Raw genomic sequence first — 19,192 nt, forward strand, 5'->3', positions numbered from 1 at the left:
GTGTTTATCGCACGATGATTGACGACATATCCTCCCTCGCAGATTATCCGGGCTCTTTCTGGAAGCGGTTCAAGGTTACCAAAGACGATTTGGATGGCTTTCATCACGTGAACAATGCCGTCTATTTGAAATGGATGGATGCGACTGTATGGGAGCACACCCGCCATGCGGGCCTGACGGAACAAGTGTGCCTGGACCTCAATCGTGGCATGGCGGCAGTGCGACACGAAATCGACTATCTGTCCTCGGCGCTGTTGGATGATGAAATCGTGGTTTACAATTGGCTTTCGGCCAATGACGGGCGTCTGCGCGCCAGCCGCCTGTTTCAGATGATCCGTCTGGGCGACCGTAAAACGATCCTGCGGGCCCAATCAGACTACGTTTGCACGAACCTGAAAACCGGGCGTCCGACGCGAATGCCGGACGCTTTCAAATCTGGATACAGCGTATCAATCCCGTCAGACAGCTGACGCAAAGGACTGCAACCTGCTGCGTCACGTGACCGACGGCAGCCAGTTGGCAATGGCCTGTCCGATCTTGTCGGGGCTGTCTTCCTGAACATAATGGATGCCCTGAACGGTGACTTCAGTCTGGTTCGGCCAACTGCGCACAAAGTCGCGCGCGGGTCCGGCGGCCAGCAACGCGCCCGGCTCGGCGTTGACGAAAAGTTTGGGCACATCCGACGTGGCCAGCCACGCCCCATAGGCTTTGACGATCTCGGCCACATCCGCCGGTTCGCCTTCGATCGGAATCTGGCGCGGCCAGGTCAAGGTTGGGCGGCGATCCTCGCCGGGGGTGCGGAAGGGACGGCGGTACTCCTCCATCTCAACCTCGCTGAGCTTGCGCAGAATGGAATTGGGCAGAACACCCTCGATGAATGCGTTGCCCTGCAGGATCATCTCATCGCCGGCCACAGACCGAAACCCTTTGAAGATATCGCGCGCGCCCTCAGGAAAAGCGTCCCAGCTTGGCACCGGGGCCACGATTGCCTCCATGAAGGCAATGGCCTTGACTGCGTCGGGATGCGTATGCGCCCAATGGAACCCAAGGCCCGACCCCCAATCGTGAACGACCAAGGTGACATTTTCGGTGACGCCAAGATGTGCCAGCAGCGCGAACAGATATGTTTTGTGTTCCGCAAACGTATAGCGATCTGGCCCCGAATTATCGAGTTTCTCGGAATCCCCCATGCCGATCAAATCAGGCGCGATCAACCGCCCCTGCCCTTCAAGATGCGGCATCACGTTGCGCCACAGATAGGACGAGGTCGGGTTGCCGTGCAAAAAGACAATCGGGTCGCCTTCCCCAATCTCGACGTAGGCCATTTTCTTGCCGTGGATTGTGGCGGTTTTCTTGGAATACGCGGGCTGATCTGTCGGCATGACGCTGATCCTTTGATTGTCAAATGGCGCGGGCGTGCGACACGCCCCTGCCGGAAACTCTATCAGAGTGGCGCGGTTTGGCACTTCACAATGTCTGATCTTTTCTGGTTAAGTGACACGCAGATGGCACGTCTGGAACCTTTGGTTTCTCAGTGGCACGGTAAACTGCATGTTGATGACAGACGTATGTTGAGCGGTATCATATTCAACACTCGCGATGATTTACAATGGCGTGATGTGCCCCAAAAATATGGCCCGCACTGGCGATGTCGACCGTGGACCCAGCGGGGCTACGAAAGGGTTCTGTCGCAAACTTATTAGATGGCCAAGTTTCAGTGGAATTGGTGAGCGGTTTACTCTGCCACTTGGGCGAGCTGCTGAAACGGACAGAGTCTAGGCTTGAATTGACCTTTGCGGATCATATTGACCAGTTCTATGCCCGCCTGGACAGGTGGGGCAAAAGCAAAAGATCTGAATCTCGGCATAGATCTGATCCTTCGTTTGATGAAACAGTGATCCTGTTCAAGGTTAGTGTTGCGGTATCTCCACCGGACCACTCCGGTCAGGATCGGGCGGCCAAAGCTTTTGAGCATCTTGTTGATCGCCTTCACGCCAACTGTATTGGCATCACATTTATCGATGACGATCTTGCGCAGTAGGCCGTACACCTCAAGCGCACGGGCGAACAACTTCGTCGCTGCGGCTGTCATGCGGCGTTCGGTCAACATGAAATCCAAGGTCTTTCCGTATTTGTCGATAGCTCGGTAAAGACAAATGCATTTGCCTTGGACCCGCACATAGGTTTCATCCATTCGCCACGAACGGTCTGCAGGGTTCTTTCCGGACCGAGCTGCTTCAGCAACGAGGCTTGCATATCGACTGACCCAGCGTTTTGGCGTTGCATGATCCAGATGACCGCCACGTTGCGCTATGATTTATTCCAGACCTCGTTATGAAACACCGTAGCGCAGATAGAAGAAATCCGCGTGCAAGATCACGCTTTTTGGAGAATGCGTGCCCTTGGCTGAGATCGTCTTGGCCTGCTCCCGTCATGTGCGAGTGCGGGCGACCAGAATTGCACTCGACCTGACGGGTAGAAGCGAAATATGCGACGGAACCACTTAGTCCGGAACTGTAAAAACACGGTTACGCCGGATGTTGCCCATACCCGGGAACAAGAACAGGATTGGCTTGCCAACCAAAGGATCACCTGAGCTGTCGGGCAGATGCACATGTATGTGCAGATGCGGGTCAGAAGAGTTTCCTGAATTACCGATGGCTCCCAAAGGTTGGCCCGATCTGACGAAATCTCCTTTCGTCACCGAAACACTACCTTTGCGAAGGTGCGCCATACATACTTCGATCCGGCCAAATTCCGGATCGTCGCACTGGATACAGACATAATTTCCCATCGGTGCCTCGCGATCGGCACCTCCCAATGGCTGGTCTTCTGCTCCGTCGCTTGCTGCGCTGACTTGCCCCTCAACAGGCGAACCCAACGGATGCCCAAAAATCCAGAAATCATTGATGTGTCGCGGCCAAAGATTGCGTGTTTGCAAGCCGAACCTGCCCGCAGCTACAATATCAACCCCGTATGACTGACCCCGCAGAGACGGAATTTGCAGGCATTTCAGGTGGTGGTTCACGAACCGGCTGGCCCCGCCTTGTACGATCAGAAATCGGCCACCAGATACGGGGCTGTGTAAGCGCAGTTCGGCCTGTCCGCGGGGTCTTTTTAGTACCACCGCCACACAAAACACACCGACCGGCACGCCGATCAACAATCCGACCGTGGCGTCGGACCAAGTACCGTTCGGCATCTCGACCTGAGTAAGCAAACGGCATGCTATTGCGCACGCACTGACAAATATTATCCACCTGTCCCAAGGTGGCGTGCGCGGCAACATAGTCTGGAAGAACATACAAAAAGCCGCAAATGTAACGACCCCGGACAGTTGCTCGGCCAAGCTTGACCCGAACACGACCTGCGCCGCCATCAATGGCGGCAGCACAGCGTGTGACAGCGCTGCCAATAATGGGCGCGGGACATACATCGCCGCGCGCGCCCTCTAGCTGTTAACTTGACCCACACCGTCCTCGAGGCTATCGGCGATCGACAGAATGCGATCAAACCCGCTCATCTTGAAAACGTTGCGAATATTGTCGTTCATTGCGCAAAGAACCATCTGAACTGCGGTTCCTTTGACCTTCTTCGCGCCCATCAGAAAGACCCTCAGGCCCGCGCTGCTGACAAAATCAACAGCCGTCATGTCCACAAGCGTCGACGTCGCAGCCCCGTCGAGCTGCGCAATCAATGCACCTTCGAATTGCGGCGCCGTTGAACTGTCGATACGGCCAGTAACAACCAGTTGTGCGTAGCCGTCATGCTGGATGACATTAATCTCCATCGGTTGCTCCTATGTCGCCAAAGCGCTTTATCTGCTCATCCGGGTTGGCGCTAAACTGGCAGGCTAAGCGGTCAAAAGTCAATTGATGCCACCACGATAGGTTGCAAAAAATTTGCCATTCGCATTGCGTTTCGGCAGACATTCATTTTGCGCTTGCCCAATCGAGGCTTTCCAGGAAACGGCGCTCCACGTCGCCGGCTGCCATGTCTTCAAAACACAATGAGGCAAGGGCCAGCAGAACCTGACCGAATGTCAGGGACGTGCCCAATTTCGGCGCAACATGGTCCTGATGCAACCGGCTCAATGTGTTCGATGCGTGAGCCAGCAGTTTCAGCATCCCGCACTCTGCCGCAGGCGTCAAATTGTCTGCTAGGTAGATTCGTGCGCGCGCTTGAGATTGGAGTGAACCCTCCGAATTCGTCCCGATCATCATCAGAAACAACTCCGCGTCGAACTGATCGGTCGCAGCAACCAGTCCCGCGTAGTCGGCCAACAGCTCGTCATACAGATCGTTGCGCATTTGGCCACACACACGGCGTGTGAAGTAGTGCGCGCATTCGTGCTCCAGCCGAATGATCCGCGACAACTCCAGAACCTTATCTGGCCCACCGGGCAAATCATCGGATGTCACATTACTATAGATCCCGCGCGACAAGATAATGAACCGATCCTGATACAGAGGTTTGTTGGGAACAATCTCAGCCTTGAAATACGCGCTCCATCCGATCTCGGCGTTGCCATCGGCAAGCCAACCTGCCTTGAGGTTCTCTATTCGGTCCCAGTTATTGAAGCCTGCAACCATGGCCGCCCCCATGCTGCGAGGCACCGGAACGGGTTCGCTGCGATGCAAAAAAGCACGCAAAAGGGTCTCGAAGTCCGGTCGCGTCGCCGGTTCAAGGACCGGAATGCGCCCAGCAGGCGTCGGGTGCAGCGTCACGCATAATTCGCGTGGGGCCTCCAGCCGCAGACCATTGCCCGCTTCTGGTGCCAACGACAGGTCGCCCCGCCGTGTCGCAGCCAGATAGGCCGGGTTCTGACTTTGCCCCTCTGCAACTTCAAAACGAAGCTGCGGGAGTGCGGCGGACAAACTGTGCCAAATATCCGAGCTGCTCGCGTAAATTTCCCATTTTTCCACAAAAGCTTCGTCCGGAAGTGGAAACTTCGGAGCTGTGTCGGGGCATTCAAAAGGCGGCAATAGCGCCGCCATCAAGCTATCGGCATCGGCGCCTTCCACTCCTGCAACGCGCAAGGCATTGGGCGCTTGCTCAAGCATCGTAAATCACCTTTACTTCAACAAACAATCGGGGTGCTGTCACAGCGGACGCCCGGTGCAATCCTGCATCCATAGCAATCCCGGAAGGTAACATGTCAAGGCTCCTGTTACACGTAGGCCACTCCAAAACAGGCACAAGTTTCATACAGGCCCTGCTCAGAGAAAATCGATCGGCGTTGGCACTGCGCGGTTATGATTATCCGCCACCGTCATGGCTGGAAATTGAAGAGGATAATGCCGAAGTCGGTCAGGGCAATGGTCTGGTGGCGGCCCAATCACCAGCTGAGATGCAGGCCCTTTTGCGCGAACGACCCCGCCCCGACCGCGGACTTATCCTGTCGAGCGAGGAGTTCTTTCCGCAATTGGCTACCGCCTCGGACCCGAAGCGACTGCTGCATCTGGCGACCGAGGCCGGATATGATGGCGTGTCCATTTTGCTTGCTGTCCGGGATCCCGTGTCGCATGCCGCTTCGTTGTGGATGCAATACGTCAAACGCGCAGGCGGGACAGCCACATTGGAACAATTCTTTGCCCGCTATTCTGTCCCCGATCTGGTTTTGCGGTTTCTGCACATCTACAGTGATCAACCAAACATTTCGATCAGAGTATTCAATTACAGCCGCCACAGGTCGCGCCTGAAAAACCAAGTATCAGATTGGCTCGGCCTTGCGGCGCATGAATTTACTGCGCCAAAAGCACCAATCATCAATCGGGGCCTGACCGGCGCGGAAACCGTGTTGCAACTGGCGCTGAACGCAGAAATCGGTCGACGCGGGCGCATTCTGTCGGATGCACTTTGCAGCGAGTTGCCAGATGTAGCGGCGCAGGCGTTGTATCCTGCAAAGACCGTACAGGTCGCAATGCTGGATCGGCTGTCTCCGACTTTGGAATGTTTGAATACGCGCCTTGAAACGAGCGAATGCTATAGAAATGACCTGCATGAGCCAAAGGCGACAGCTTCCAGCGGAGAGTCAAATTCTCTTTCGGATGCTCAACTTAGGGTTGCTGGAAGCGCTTTGGGGCAAGAGATTAGGGAACTGATGGAGTCAAAAGTCGATAGCGCTGGCGCGCTGCCCGATGAATCTCTTGACTGACGCGTATTCACCGCCGAGTATTCAATCACAGGGATAATAGAAGCAGAGCATGACGGGTAGCCGCAAGTCTTCCGTTTAAGAGCTCACAGCTAACGCCGGGACGTGAGAGATGAGCAAAAATATCTTCCGCAAAAGTGCTATGGACCGGCTCGCTTCTCCCGAACAGCTAGATCGATTGGTTCCGGTGACGGACAGCAAGGCGTGGCTGGCCATCATCATGCTGATGTCGATGATTGGCGCGGCAATAGTCTGGAGTTTTCTGGGTTCTCTCCCGTCCCGTGTGAAAGGCGATGGAATTCTGATCATCGAAGGCGGTCGCGTTTTCGACGCCGTGGCGCAGGCCGATGGGATCGTGGAACGGCTGGAAGTTTCGATCGACGATCTGGTCGAAAAGGACCAGATCGTTGCGCGCCTGTCCCAACGGGATCTTCAGATCGAACTGAACAACATGATCGCAACCGTGAGTGAGGCCAAAAACGAGCTGACCCGGATTGAGGCCGATGTCGCGCGACAATCAGAATTGCTGGAAGAAGCGTTGAAAGAACAGACAGACGCCACGAATGAGCGGGTGCAGATCGCGGCGGAGCGACTGGAAAACGCGCGTGAGCGTCTGGAGGAGTTTCAGGATTTGCTGCAGCGTGGTCGGGTTACCAATGATGCGGTGCTCGAACGTCAGTTGGCCGTAGATGCGATCCTCAAGGAACTTGGTGAACTGCGGCAGGTCCTGTCCGACATTGATGTTCGCCGGTTTGATGCATTGGTGAGCAGTAACGAGCGGATTGAGCAGGCCCGGCAAAACGTCGCAGAAGCCGAGCGCCGACAGGCGGCGATCGAAAGTCAGCTGGAGCGTGGGTCGGTCATCATCAGCCCCGCCGCAGGCCGAGTGACGGAACTGCAGGCCACAGCCGGCGAGCTATTGGGGCGCGGTGAAGCTGCGTTGTCCTTTGAAACATTAGGCGACAGTCTTGAGCTGGTTTTGTATGTCGGCCCATCGGACGGCAAATCGGTGGAACCCGGCATGCCGGTTCAGGTATCCCCGCTGACTGCAGCGCGCGAGGAATACGGGACCATTCGCGGTGAAGTCACGCAGGTATCCGAGTTCCCCTCAACCATCGACGGCATGATGGCCGTGCTGCGCAACAACGAGCTTGTCCGGCAGTTTTCTGCCTCGGGTCCGCCCTACAGGGCGATTGTACGACTGGATCGAGACCCGAATTCGGTCTCGGGATATGCCTGGACATCGGACAGGGGCGCAGGGCTGGAACTGCGATCCGGCACCTTGACCGAGGCAGAAGTGACCGTGCGATCCCAACGCCCGATTGAAATGGTGATCCCGCTGCTGCGCGAATGGACGGGCCTGTAAGGTGCCCCCGCAACCCTCATTCAACGCGAATTTCCGTTTATTGAACAAGGCTTGAGCAGACGTGTTTTTCGGTTCCAAATCCAACGACTCGGACGATCAAAGCGCCGATAAGGAGCTTCTGGCTTTCAAGGAAGCGGCCCGTAAGAAGGGGCGCAGAAAGTCGGTTCCAACCGTGCTTCAAATGGAAGCCGTGGAATGTGGTGCCGCCGCCCTGGCCATGATCCTGCGCTATTATGGCCGCTATGTCCCGCTTGAACGTTTGCGGACGGAATGCGGCGTCAGCCGTGATGGCTCAAAGGCGTCAAATGTTCTGAAAGCCGCTCGCGAGCACGGGATGACGGCCAAGGGATATAAATACAGCCTGCCCAAGCTGCTCGACATCAAGATGCCCTGCATCGTGTTCTGGAACTTCAACCACTTTGTGGTTCTGGAAGGGATCAAGGGAAAGAAAGTTCACATAAACGACCCCGCGATGGGTCCGCGTACGCTGAGCTTTGAAGAGTTCGACGAAGGCTACACAGGCGTTGTACTTGCTTTCGAACCGGGGCCGGAATTCAAAAAAGGGGGAGAGCGGCCCAAAGACTTGGCAGGCCTTTTCCGTCGCCTGAGCAGTTCGAAAACTGCCGTGACCTTTGTCTTGTTGGCCACCTTGTCACTGGTCATTCCTGGGCTGGTCATTCCGGTATTCTCAAAGATTTTCGTCGATGAAATTCTGATCCAGAATCTCGAAAACTGGGTGATGCCTTTGCTCATCGGAATGGGGCTCACCGCGTTGATGCGGGGGGCGCTGACCTGGCTCCAACAGATCGCGTTGGTTCGGCTGGACACCAAGATTGCGATAACGCAGGCATCTGCTTTTCTGTGGCATGTGTTCCGGCTGCCCCAAGGTTTCTTTGATCAACGCTTTGCCGGGGACATCCTGTCTCGGATAACCGCCAATGACCGTGTGGCAACCTTGCTGTCCGGGCCTTTGGCCACCAACCTCGCATCGCTTCCGACGGTGGTTTTCTATCTAGCAGTCATGTTCGCATTTGATCCCGTCATGGCGATGGTTGGCGCGGGTTTGGCGTTGCTGAACGTGCTGGTTCTGCGGTTGCTCAACCGGGTGCGTGAAGACGGCAGTCGCCGCCTGATGCAAGATCAGGGTAAGCTCGCGGGGACATCGGTCGCGGGCATACAGCTTATGGAAACCCTGAAATCTTCGGGTCAGGAAGATGATTTCTTTTCTAAATGGTCCGGCTATCAGGCCAAATATCTGACATCGCGGCAGGAGTTCTCATTCTATACGACGATCCTTGGGTCGGTTCCCACATTGGTATCGGCCCTGATTACCGTGGCAATCCTGTTCCTCGGCGGCCTTCGGGTGATGGACGGCGCAATGACCATCGGTATGCTTGTCGCCTTCCAAAGCCTGATGCGCAGCTTCACCGGCCCGATCGAACAGATGGTTAACCTCGCTGGCAGCCTTCAGGAAATCAAAGGCGATCTGGCGCGACTTGACGACGTTCTGAACCATGAGCTTGACCCGCGGTCCGGCGTGCAGGACGAAAAATCAGCAGCCGAAGCCGCCGTTTTCAAACTGAACGGACGGATCGAGTTGCGCGACGTTGTGTTTGGCTACACAAAAGCCGGACCGCCGCTGATCGACGGGTTGTCATTGGTAATTGAACCGGGTCAGCGGGTGGCCTTGATCGGAGGATCGGGCAGCGGCAAATCGACGGTGGCCAAGCTGATCACCGGGCTCTATGCGCCCTGGAGCGGGGACATTCTGTTCGACGGAAAGCCTCTGAGCGAAATACCCCAGCGGGTCTTTTCGCAGTCCCTCTCGACCGTGGATCAAGAGATTTTCCTGTTCGAAGGATCGCTGCGCGACAACATGTCGATGTGGGACACCATGGTTCAGGAGCGTGACATCGTAAACGCGCTGCGCGACGCCGCCATTCTGGACATCATCGAAGCACGTCCCGGTCGATATGACACGCAAGTGTCCGAGATGGGATCGAACTTTTCCGGCGGTCAGCGCCAACGGATCGAAATCGCGCGCGCACTAACCGTCAATCCATCGATCCTCGTGCTGGATGAGGCGACGGCGGCGCTTGATCCGATTGTGGAAAAACAGATCGATGACAATGTCCGGCGTCGCGGCTGTACCAGCGTCGTGGTGGCGCACCGGCTCTCGACCGTTCGTGACAGCGACGAGATCATCGTGCTGAGCCAGGGTTCGGTGGTGCAGCGCGGCATCCACGAAGAGATGATCGAACAGGACGGGCCCTATCGCAGCCTGATGCAGGCGGAATAAGAGGTTTGAGAGCATGACACAAACAGACATGGTCCGGACCGAAATTCAGGACGCATTCGACGCCGAACTGCTGAGTAAGATTACCGGTCGGCGCATGGCGGTCGGCGGTCACCGGCCATTTATGATCGAAGACACTTCGAAGGTCTGGCTGGTTCTGGTTGGGTATATCGACGTCTATGCGATCGAGATGTCGGGCGATCAGGTGGTCTCAACAGGGCGCCATGTCATGCATGTTGGACCCGGCGCGGTGCTGTTTGGTGTACCCAGCCTTGAGCTGCCCAATGGCAACCGCTTGGCGCTGCGAGCCGTCGCAGCCATGGGGACACAGCTTTACGAAGGCGATGCTGCGGATATCCAAGGCGAAGACTTCGATCTGATCGTCGTGGACTGGATCGACACTTGGGTCGGGCTACTGTCCCGCGCCATCGTTCAGAACCGCATCCCGCGCAATGCGCTGGTACTAGAGGCGGAACCCGCGCAGGCGTTTTCTGGCGGCACCGATGCCTGTGCACAGTTTCAAGATGTGATCTGGGGTACGCTCGACGACGGCGAGGCCAGATTTCTGGATCGCTCTGAATGCCAGCTACAACAAGGCGGTGTTGCGGTTCCCATCACCGATCAAAGCTGGGTCAGTTTTGGAACCGACAGCACGATAAGCTGCGCCTACACGCCGACACTTTTGTTTTTGGGCGGCCTTTGGGAAGCCTTGGACAATTTCCATCGCTACTTCCTGCCGATCATTCAGGAAGAAATCGAACAATCCCGGGCCGAAGGTGTCGAAACCCGTGCGGCCCGGTTCGGGCAACGGCAGGTTCGGTTTACCGGAGCCCTTGCCACGCTGGGCAGCGTTCTGCGCCCGGATCTGGAGAACCTGGCCGAGACCGGAAGCGACGCCGACACAGGCGAAGACCTGTTGTTCACCGTGTTCTCTCAGGTTGTCCGCAGCCAGGGCTCAGATGCGAAGAAGCCGAAGCACGGAACAAACCGCAAATGGGTGGACCAGCTCAAGGAATTTGCCCGCGCGTCCGGGCTGCGCATGCGTCGGGTCGCCTTGCGTGATGGGTGGCATCGTTCGGATGCAGGCGCGCTGGTCGGGTATTTGGACGAAGACGAAACGCAGCCCGTCGCCCTGATGCCAAGCTCCGCCTCTGGCGACTATGTGATGGTTGACCCGGCTTCTGGGACTCGCACCAAAATCACGCGGCGCAATGCGGGTGAATTGAACGCGTTTGCCTACATGTTCTACGTGCCCTTCCCCCTGAAGGCGTTGGACGTGAAAGAGGTTCTTTCCTTTGGTTTGCGCGATATGCGGCGTGAAATGTGGCTGGTGCTGTGCCTGGGATTGATGTCCGGTCTGCTTGGCCTCGCTGTACCGGTTTCCATCGGCTATCTTTTTTCGGACGTCGTTCCTCGTGCCGATCTGAATACGTTCACGGCGGTTATCGGGGCGTTGATCCTAGCCGCCCTGGGTGTGTTCATCTTTGACATAACGCGCGGTTTCACCGTGTTGCGCGTCACCGGCAAGATGGACGGCCGCATTCAATCCGCCGTATGGGACAGGTTGCTGGCACTGCCACTCGGGTTTTTCCGCGATTACACGTCTGGCGATCTGGCGGATCGCGCCAACAGCATCAACTCAATCCGCGAAGTTCTGACGGGTGCCACAATACAATCCGTATTTTCGCTTATTTTCTCGCTCTTTTCCTTCGCGCTGCTGTTCTATTACTCGTGGGAGCTTGCGCTGGTTGCCACCGGGTTGATCCTGATCGTCATCCTCGTAACCACAGTTTTCACCTGGGCGATGATCCCGCACAAACAGGCGGCGCTGGAAACGATGGGCAAGATCGAAGGTCAGGTTTTCCAGTTTCTCGCCGGCATCGGCAAGCTCAGAAGTTCTCATAGTGAAAGCCGCGCCTTTGCGCGGTGGGCGCAGCTGTATCAGAAGACCAAAAGCCACACCTATGCCGCATCCCGCTTAAATGCCGGGCAAGAAGTGTTTAATACGATGTTCCCGGTGGCTGCCTCGATCACCGTGTTCGCCTATGTCTATTATCAATTGAACGATTCAAGCATCGACGGGCCGGGCTTTACCATCGGTGACTTTCTGTCCTTCAACGCTGCACTTGGCCAGTTCAACGCCTCGGTCATGGCCTTTGCTGCTGCAGCGTCCCAGATCATCGAAATCGTGCCGCTCTATCGTCGTGCCGATCCGATCCTGAAAGCCGTACCCGAAGTGCGCAGCGACGCCATCGATCCCGGAGAGCTGACGGGGCAGATTGAATTGTCCAACGTCACCTTCCGCTATGACCCCGAAGGTCCCCCGGTTCTGGACAACGTCTCGATCAAAATCCGCCCTGGTGAGTTTGTTGCCTTTGTCGGTGCATCCGGATCCGGAAAATCCACGATCCTGCGACTGATCCTTGGCTTTGAACAGGCCGAAGCAGGTGGCGTGTACTTCGACGGGCAGGACTTGCACGGCCTTAACCTCGGAGCCGTGCGTCGTCAGATCGGCGTTGTTTTACAAGGCAGCCGTCTGACCTCGGGTACTATTTTTGAAAACATCGTCGGTTCCACGAAACTGACACAAGACGACGCGATGGAAGCGGCGATTGCCGCCGGGCTTGAGGACGATATCGAGGCCATGCCAATGAAACTGCACACTGTGGTTTCCGAAGGTGCAGGCACATTCTCGGGCGGTCAGAAACAACGTCTTATGATTGCCCGTGCGATGGCGCAAAAACCGCGCATCCTCATACTGGACGAAGCCACAAGCGCGCTCGACAACAAAACGCAGGCGATCGTAAACAACAGCCTAGACAAACAGAACCTGACCCGGATCGTCGTCGCGCACCGTCTGACAACCATCGTCAATGCAGACCGCATTATTATGCTGGAAGGCGGAAAAATCATCGAGGAAGGACGCTATAGCGAACTGATGGCGCGCGATGGATCGTTTGCCGCGCTCGCGCGAAGGCAGCTGTTGTGATGCAGAGCCAGTGGGTGGCCATAATCCTGAGTTTTGGTCTTCCGCTGTTGTTAGCAACCGATCTGGTCCTTAGACAACCGCGAAGTTGGGCGGACTGGGTTCTCCGGTCGACACTTTTGTTAAGCTTGTCGGTTTATTTGTTCTTAGGCGGTGTCGTTTGGTTCATCGTCGGATTGCAATGGCGATGGGTCCTCATCGCACTGTCGGTTGCGTCTGTGCTCTGGTCCTGCCCAGTCCGCAAAGCCGGCGAAACACGCGTTGTGCCGAGCGGCTGGGGTGGATGGATTTCGTTGGTGGCATTTGCATTGCCAGCGGCCTTCTTTTGCATGAACCTTGTACAAGTCCTGAACGCGGAACGTGCTCCTGCGAACACCGTCAACCTCGCTATGCCGCTAGATGGTGATCGGGTTGCCGTCCTGCATGGTGGGCAATCGATCATCATCAATCACCACTTCACGACGCCTGCCCAGAAATACGCAGTCGATCTGGTCGCACTCTGGCCCGATGGACGACGGGCCAAAGCGGTGTCATCGTCAAACCCAGACGACTACGCGATCTTTGGGATGCCGGTGATTGCCCCGTGCGATGGGAGTATTCTGTCAACGCGCAATGACCAGCCAGAGACAGCAATCGGAGGTTCAAATCTGCAGGAGCCAGCGGGTAATTTCGCGTTGCTTGCCTGCGACGACATCACAGTTCTGCTGGCCCATCTCCAACCTGGCAGTTTGAAAGTCGAAGCTGGAGACCGCGTCGGCAGGGGAAACGAGTTGGGGCGCGCTGGAAATTCAGGCAATTCAACGGAACCTCATTTGCATATCCACGCGGTTCAAGGCCAGTTAAGTGATATCGAAGCGGTGGTTACGACCGCAACCGCCGTTCCGATTACCTTCAACGGGCTTTTCCTGACCAGAAACATGGTTCTAAGGTAGCAGAGCAATGACCACGACCCCGAACACTGCCGCGTCATCCCAAATTGCAAATGATGCTCTGGCCGCCCCGAATGCCAAGCGGTCTTTGGCGCCTCACTGTCAAAGCATCGGTGATGTCCTCAGGTTAATTGCGCCGCGCGTCGGAGCGGCGCTTGTGGACGCACCCGGTATGGCGCGCCTCTATCATGTTGCCGATCAATTACCGGCTGAGATGGCCCCGTTCTGGGGGTTGGAAATCCGGCTGGGAGAGCCACAGGCCCGGGCGGACATTCTGTGGGAAATCGCACAGGGCAACGGATCAATCGCCGCGCTTGCGCAGGACCCCTTTTCGACGGCTTCTATTTTGAAACGCTCGACCTTCTGGGAAGACCTGTCTGGTTTTGCCAGCGACTGGCGCGACGGAGCGCGCTGGAAACCGATGCTTGGCAATGTCTGGTTGGAAGTCGATAGCGCAAGCGCTGAAGGGCCAGAGCTGGACAAGTGCCTGGACAAACCCTGCATGTTCTGGGGACCCAACAGGCAAGCCAAAGGCACCGACCGTGCACTTCTGGCCGCCCTGTCCGAGCTTGGGCAGCGGTTCTTTCAGTTGGAAATCGATAGCGGCCAATTGGCCAAGTTCGCCGAGGCGCTGCCCGAAGACGTCACAATTTTTCAGATGGGTGTTATGGGCGCGCGCGAGGTTGTCGTCACCCGCCTTTGCCTGACAGGCCTAAGCTGCGATGCTGCGATTGCCTGGCTTGATCAGATTGGCTGGCCCGGAGACCTGGAAACGGTCAAGGCCGTTTGGCGGGACTATGCGGACCCGTTGGGAGAGGCCGCTTTGAACATCGACCTGATGCCGGATGGGATTGGGCCCAAGCTGGGTATCGAGCTTTATGCAAAGGAAAACACGTTCTCGACGCAACCCTGGGAGGCGGCGTTTAGCCGCTTGCAATCCGCGGGTCTTGCACGTTCAGACAAAATAAGCGCGCTGCGTGAAGTGCCGTTTCATGAACAATACGCCCTGCCCGCCTGGTCTGCGGACGGACCGCAAGTGATTTATCCGGCTCTTTCGTGCAACGTGCATCACCTAAAACTGGTCATCGTCGGGGCCGAAGTGACCGAGGCCAAGGCCTATGTCGGCGTGTTGCGCCCGCCGTTCAACCAAGCGCCATCTCATGGCGATGAGATTGATGGCGGCGGTTGGCGATAAACGCAGGCCAAAGAAAAGGCGGCTTAAAAAGCCGCCAATTCGAATTTGTATGGACCACCGAATTAAGCGATCTCGACATCCCGCAGCGCGGCGTTTTCCGCTTCTTTTCTGGCGCGATAGTCCTTGGTGATCGCCATCTCGCAGAGATACCCGTTTGAGAACATGTTCTCGAGCATCGCCATTGCAGCCATCGGACCAATTTCGGGATGATCTGACAGCTGATCAAACACTTCGCCATAGGTCAGAGTGCCATCGGAAATTAGCGCGCCCGTGACCTGGTGCAACGTACCACGGCGGAAGTCGCGACGGGTGGTCGGTGAGATTAGGGTGAACCCGTCTTCTTGCTCAATGAACTTCAGGTCATCGCGCCACTTGATCGGCATCTCTGGATAGGGTTCGACAACCATCGAACGGGCGACAATCTTCTCAAGCACCCGCTTGAAGTCTTCACCGTCTTTAAAGGTCGCCTCGTCGAACACGCGATAGCCATAGCGGTTTTCCAGCGTCGTATAGCAAGGGCTGATCAGACGAACGGACTTGTTGACCATGTTGACCAGCAAACCAGAGACGCAAGCAATCGAGCCCTGAGGCACGTCGAACCCTTCGGGCGGATTGTCAGTGTCGATATTGCGCATGTCGTCCGATTCAACGAGTTGCTTTAACATACGCTCGCGGCCACCCGGGACCTTTGCGCGGAAAACCTCGGCATCGGCTTGCTGCATCAAAAGGGTTGTGTCGCGCATCTCCGACGGTGTGAAGGTTTTATGCAGGCGCCGCATGATATTGCGAGACAGCACGCTGATACGCGGCCACGGTGCGGGCACCTTGCTGTAGAACCCGATCAGTTCGCCAACCCAATCTTCCTTGGCGCGCGCCGTTGCGGTGCACAAAGATGCACCGGTAACCGAGTGCCAGATCTCCAGCAATTTTACGTAATGCGGATTGTCGTGGGGTTCCGTGCTCCAATACAGCATCCCATGGGCGGCGGGCCAGCCCAGAACCTCGGCCATACCATTGGCGACCCCTGCCACCATTTCCTGGTTTTCCGGCACCGAGACGTCATAGACCGTCTGCAGCTTGGGTGCATCAAATGCGCAGAAATGACAGCCAACAGAGCATCCCACGGCCATCTCGACCGCGTGGCAGGGATGATCAATGTCCCAGCCATAACTACCGAGTTCATTTCGCGTTGTGGCAATGCGCCGTGCGCGCCACACCGTGTATTCCGGACTGAGTGACTTGGTGGTCAGCACCATTTTCTTTTGAACAAAACCCGTCTTCTCGCGGCGGAACCGCCACAAGTACCATGTGCGCAGTCTGGGATAGCGCGCCAGGGTCTCATGAATCTCGGACGGCAGCTCTTCGAAGCTGTCGGCTCCGAATGCGTGCTGGCTGATTTGACCGCTAAAGCCAGGATCTTCCCACAACAAGGCAAGCTCTTCGGGTTCAAACGTGACCCCGATATCCTTCAACATCTGGCGCTGGTCATCCGAGAATTTTCCGCCGTCGTCCAGCGCATTGCGAAAATCGCGATCGCCCTCATAGCACTCGATGAAACGTTTCACCTGGCAGAGGCTTTCCATTTCATCAGGCGAAAAGTCGCTGAACGTATCCACATAGCGATTGCGGTTTCGCATCTCTACGGTGGATTCTCCCCTTCCGGTCTCGATAACGCTGGTCAAGTTCTCGCTCCTCTTCGAACCGTGTTGCAATCATAGTTCCGCACTATTGAACGCAACACAACCTAAAATAGAGATTTGTCGAACTTCAGTCCGGGCGCCAGAACCCTTGCTGCAAAGAAGCTATGCGCCGGATCGCTGAGATCAAAGCCGAACACTGGACCACGGCCATTTTTGGCAAGCGCATCAACGATCTTACGGGTCGCAGTGCTCGAATTCGCGCCCGTATTCATATATGGAGCTTTAGAAATCGTTGACCAAGACGTATCGGATTTCAGATTGCGAAAGAAATCAAAGACCGGACTCGCGGCCGGACCTTCCAGCGCGTGGACGGGTTTGCGCAGAATGTCATCCCGCGCACCGTGGATCATGCCGAGCCTGGACTGAGCGGCTTCGGTGATGGCACGGTGCAACGCGACCTGAGGTTGTGCGTGGCAACCCCATCCCACATTGCAGCTTGACCTTGCCGAGCCAGAGCTTTGATCTAGCAGAACGGCCCAGATGACCGGAAGATTGACGGCGGCAGGAAGCGCGAAAAGACGTATTTCCGACCCGGTCTCACGACACCGATCAAGGATCAATCGGGCTATTGGGTCATCTACACTGTCTGGTTCGATGATTTGCGCGCGTTGCCGCAACAACAGCTTTCCACTTTGCCGAACCGCGCACATCGCGTCGCGCTCAATGACTTCGTAGAGCGCGTGAAGATAGGCTTCGGCCAGCGAATTCCCTGAGGCCAAACCGTTCGAACTGGTTTCGTAGTAACCAGGCCTGCGCAGGAAATAGACCGCACTGGAGGGCGCAAAACACGGCTCGCCGTTGCTCAGTTCAACGCCTAGAGTCCATTCGTTGGCGAAGGTGTCGTTATAGTAACGCGGCAACATGCCCGGCAATTCATGAGGGCGCAGAATGCGGTCAGCACCTCCGTTTTTCCTGCTCGGTAGAGATTGGAGCGACTTCTGCCAAATCTGGTCGGGCAACGGATTTTCGGCACGATGCAACTCGCAGGCCTCCATCGCGGCAGATACCCGTGCGGCGGCGTCGGACAAGCCCTTGCCATTTGAAACCTGAAGCACTTTCCCACCAGGGCGCGCAGCAACCCAGGACGGCACACCCAGCACGTCCAGTTGCGTGATTGGCGCGACGCGGGTCACGCCGCATGATTTCAGATCCGGTTGGATGCGGGCCCAGGTCTCTTCGGCCGAGAATTTGCGCAATTGGGCCAATTCGCTTGCATGCTTCGAGAGCCCTGCTCCGAATTGCAATCCGTCCAGTCCGTGCAGGCCATCGCTCATGGTTCGGCCTGTGCAAATAGTTCGTTGCGAGCGATCAGCGTGTCCAGCAAAGCCAAATCCTCATGCCAATCCACCGCCCCAAAGAACATCGGACCTTGTTGCACTATCCAAACAGCAGTGGCCGTTGGGCCTGCAACTTCTTTGGGCGGGACAACACCAACGCGCGCGGCCCAATCAAGCAGGACAGCCATTTCGGAGGGCAGCTGCAGGTCAAGCTGTTCATGCAAGTTCAAGTCTTGAACGGGATGCAGCGCGATCCAGTCACTTGTTGCGGCTCCGCGAAAAACGGATGATAGCTCCTCGGGCCGTAAACCGTGTGCCGCACACCAAGTTTCCCGTGTTTGCCCCCGCACCTCTGCGTACCTATCCACGGCTTGGTTGGCAAAGCGCGAAACCTCAGCCTGATCCGGACCTTGCCCCGTCAATGCGCACCAATCTCTTAGAAACCAATGACGTCGGCTGAGCCGCCACGCATCCGAGAGGGCTTTGGGTTGTTCGGCGAGGGTAAGCAATTGTGCGTTCAGGGATACCGATCGACCCGTCGGCACGGTCACGACACGTGCCAGACGCGGATCGACATCAAGCGGCGCCGGGTCTGGATTTGGCCACAGATCAGTTCTGTTGCCTGTGACAGTCCGATTATCAGCCAAGAAACTCAACGCGTATCTTGCATCGAGGGCCTTCAATCGGGTCTGGACCTTCAGCGCCTGCCCTAGCGCAGCGCCGTCTAAGCCCAACCGGCTGGCGGCATCTGCGATCCGTTCGACCGTCCGATTGACATGTCCCCATGATTTGACGTTAGCAATCAGGTTTCCGGCTAGCGGCTCATCGGGGAATAGGTCTTTAACGATCCGCCGTAGGTCAACCAGTGGAACGGAAAGCTCAACATACCCCATCTCCGCCGGTCCGTGGCTGAGCGCCACTTCGTCGTCCCCTTCGATCTCTCCGCTTTCGAATTGCCGAACGACCTCTCCCAATCCGACCATTCCATATGGGGCCAGTTCAACCGCGCGCAATGCGCCCATGCTTGACGCCCCAAATACCTCAACACCAGCGTGCAGTGCAGCAAGGATTTCCCGTTGCCAAATCGGTGATTGCGCGTGGAAGTACCCGTCGATGATCAAGACACGGGCGGGTGGCTGTGCCAAAATGGAATAAAGATCGCCATATTTGATCGGAGGCTTGAAAACCGCGTCGGGATGCAGCGCGGTTGCCTCGTTCAAAGACAGCGATGGCCCCAGAAAGACAAGATCCCGACCCGTTGGTATCTGGCAGTCCTGCACGGCCATATT

14 protein-coding genes and 2 pseudogenes are annotated in these 19,192 nt (G+C 56.6%); 8 read left to right on the plus strand and 8 right to left on the minus strand.

Annotation, left to right across the window (positions count from 1 at the left end; translation table 11 throughout):
- The first annotated feature begins 14 nt into the window (after positions 1-14).
- Positions 15-470: an acyl-CoA thioesterase gene (locus tag ACR0CR_RS13970; protein ID WP_480600031.1), complete on the plus strand. Its 456-nt coding sequence runs from the start codon at positions 15-17 to the stop codon at positions 468-470.
- A 24-nt stretch (positions 471-494) separates the two neighbouring features.
- On the opposite strand, the gene ACR0CR_RS13975 is transcribed toward ACR0CR_RS13970, so the two are convergent.
- Entirely contained in the window at positions 495-1,382 is an 888-nt protein-coding gene (locus tag ACR0CR_RS13975; RefSeq protein WP_480600033.1) for a haloalkane dehalogenase, read from the minus strand.
- A gap of 90 nt (positions 1,383-1,472) precedes the next feature.
- On the opposite strand from ACR0CR_RS13975, the pseudogene ACR0CR_RS13980 reads away from it, so the two are divergent.
- Positions 1,473-1,673: pseudogene (locus tag ACR0CR_RS13980) on the plus strand (transposase); the annotation flags it as partial.
- 62 nt (positions 1,674-1,735) lie between these two features.
- On the opposite strand, the pseudogene ACR0CR_RS13985 reads toward ACR0CR_RS13980, so the two are convergent.
- From ACR0CR_RS13985 to ACR0CR_RS14000, 4 genes and pseudogenes are all read right to left on the minus strand, one after another.
- Positions 1,736-2,413: pseudogene (locus ACR0CR_RS13985) on the minus strand (IS6 family transposase).
- A gap of 90 nt (positions 2,414-2,503) precedes the next feature.
- On the minus strand, positions 2,504-3,202 hold the full coding sequence (locus tag ACR0CR_RS13990; protein WP_480600035.1) for a M23 family metallopeptidase: 699 nt from the start codon (positions 3,200-3,202) through the stop codon (positions 2,504-2,506).
- Positions 3,203-3,451: 249 nt separating this feature from the next.
- Positions 3,452-3,790 carry an STAS domain-containing protein gene (locus ACR0CR_RS13995; RefSeq protein ID WP_480600037.1) on the minus strand — a complete coding sequence of 113 codons (339 nt, stop codon included), beginning with the start codon at positions 3,788-3,790 and terminating at the stop codon, positions 3,452-3,454.
- Positions 3,791-3,932: 142 nt separating this feature from the next.
- Positions 3,933-5,063 carry a DUF7005 family protein gene (locus ACR0CR_RS14000; protein ID WP_480600039.1) on the minus strand — a complete coding sequence of 377 codons (1,131 nt, stop codon included), beginning with the start codon at positions 5,061-5,063 and terminating at the stop codon, positions 3,933-3,935.
- A 92-nt stretch (positions 5,064-5,155) separates the two neighbouring features.
- Here ACR0CR_RS14000 and ACR0CR_RS14005 point away from each other — a divergent pair, with 92 nt between their 5' ends.
- The 6 genes from ACR0CR_RS14005 (at position 5,156) to ACR0CR_RS14030 (ending at position 14,926) form a co-directional block, all read left to right on the plus strand.
- Positions 5,156-6,157: a hypothetical protein gene (locus ACR0CR_RS14005; protein WP_480600041.1), complete on the plus strand. Its 1,002-nt coding sequence runs from the start codon at positions 5,156-5,158 to the stop codon at positions 6,155-6,157.
- A gap of 109 nt (positions 6,158-6,266) precedes the next feature.
- Positions 6,267-7,520 (plus strand): NHLP bacteriocin system secretion protein, encoded by a 1,254-nt coding sequence (locus tag ACR0CR_RS14010; RefSeq protein WP_480600043.1) that lies wholly within the window; start codon positions 6,267-6,269, stop codon positions 7,518-7,520.
- Between the two features lie 61 nt (positions 7,521-7,581).
- A complete protein-coding gene (locus ACR0CR_RS14015) occupies positions 7,582-9,819 on the plus strand; it encodes an NHLP family bacteriocin export ABC transporter peptidase/permease/ATPase subunit (RefSeq protein WP_480600045.1) in 2,238 nt (745 codons plus the stop codon).
- A 13-nt stretch (positions 9,820-9,832) separates the two neighbouring features.
- Complete coding sequence (locus tag ACR0CR_RS14020; protein WP_480600047.1) at positions 9,833-12,805, plus strand: NHLP bacteriocin export ABC transporter permease/ATPase subunit; 2,973 nt, start codon at positions 9,833-9,835, stop codon at positions 12,803-12,805.
- Positions 12,806-13,131: 326 nt separating this feature from the next.
- Positions 13,132-13,734, plus strand: coding sequence for a M23 family metallopeptidase (locus ACR0CR_RS14025; protein WP_480600049.1), 603 nt, complete (start codon positions 13,132-13,134; stop codon positions 13,732-13,734).
- 7 nt (positions 13,735-13,741) lie between these two features.
- Complete coding sequence (locus tag ACR0CR_RS14030; RefSeq protein ID WP_480600050.1) at positions 13,742-14,926, plus strand: hypothetical protein; 1,185 nt, start codon at positions 13,742-13,744, stop codon at positions 14,924-14,926.
- A gap of 62 nt (positions 14,927-14,988) precedes the next feature.
- Here the strand turns inward: ACR0CR_RS14030 and ACR0CR_RS14035 are convergent, their stop codons facing one another.
- The 3 genes from ACR0CR_RS14035 to ACR0CR_RS14045 all read right to left on the minus strand — a co-directional run bounded on the left by ACR0CR_RS14035 (position 14,989) and on the right by ACR0CR_RS14045 (position 19,189).
- Positions 14,989-16,608, minus strand: coding sequence for a hypothetical protein (locus ACR0CR_RS14035; protein WP_480600052.1), 1,620 nt, complete (start codon positions 16,606-16,608; stop codon positions 14,989-14,991).
- Positions 16,609-16,670: 62 nt separating this feature from the next.
- Positions 16,671-17,900 carry a YcaO-like family protein gene (locus ACR0CR_RS14040; protein ID WP_480600053.1) on the minus strand — a complete coding sequence of 410 codons (1,230 nt, stop codon included), beginning with the start codon at positions 17,898-17,900 and terminating at the stop codon, positions 16,671-16,673.
- Positions 17,897-19,189: a TfuA-like protein gene (locus ACR0CR_RS14045; protein ID WP_480600055.1), complete on the minus strand. Its 1,293-nt coding sequence runs from the start codon at positions 19,187-19,189 to the stop codon at positions 17,897-17,899. The genes ACR0CR_RS14040 and ACR0CR_RS14045 overlap by 4 nt, the downstream gene beginning before the upstream one ends.
- Positions 19,190-19,192 lie beyond the last annotated feature (3 nt).

This window comes from Ruegeria sp. AM2, assembly GCF_056540685.1.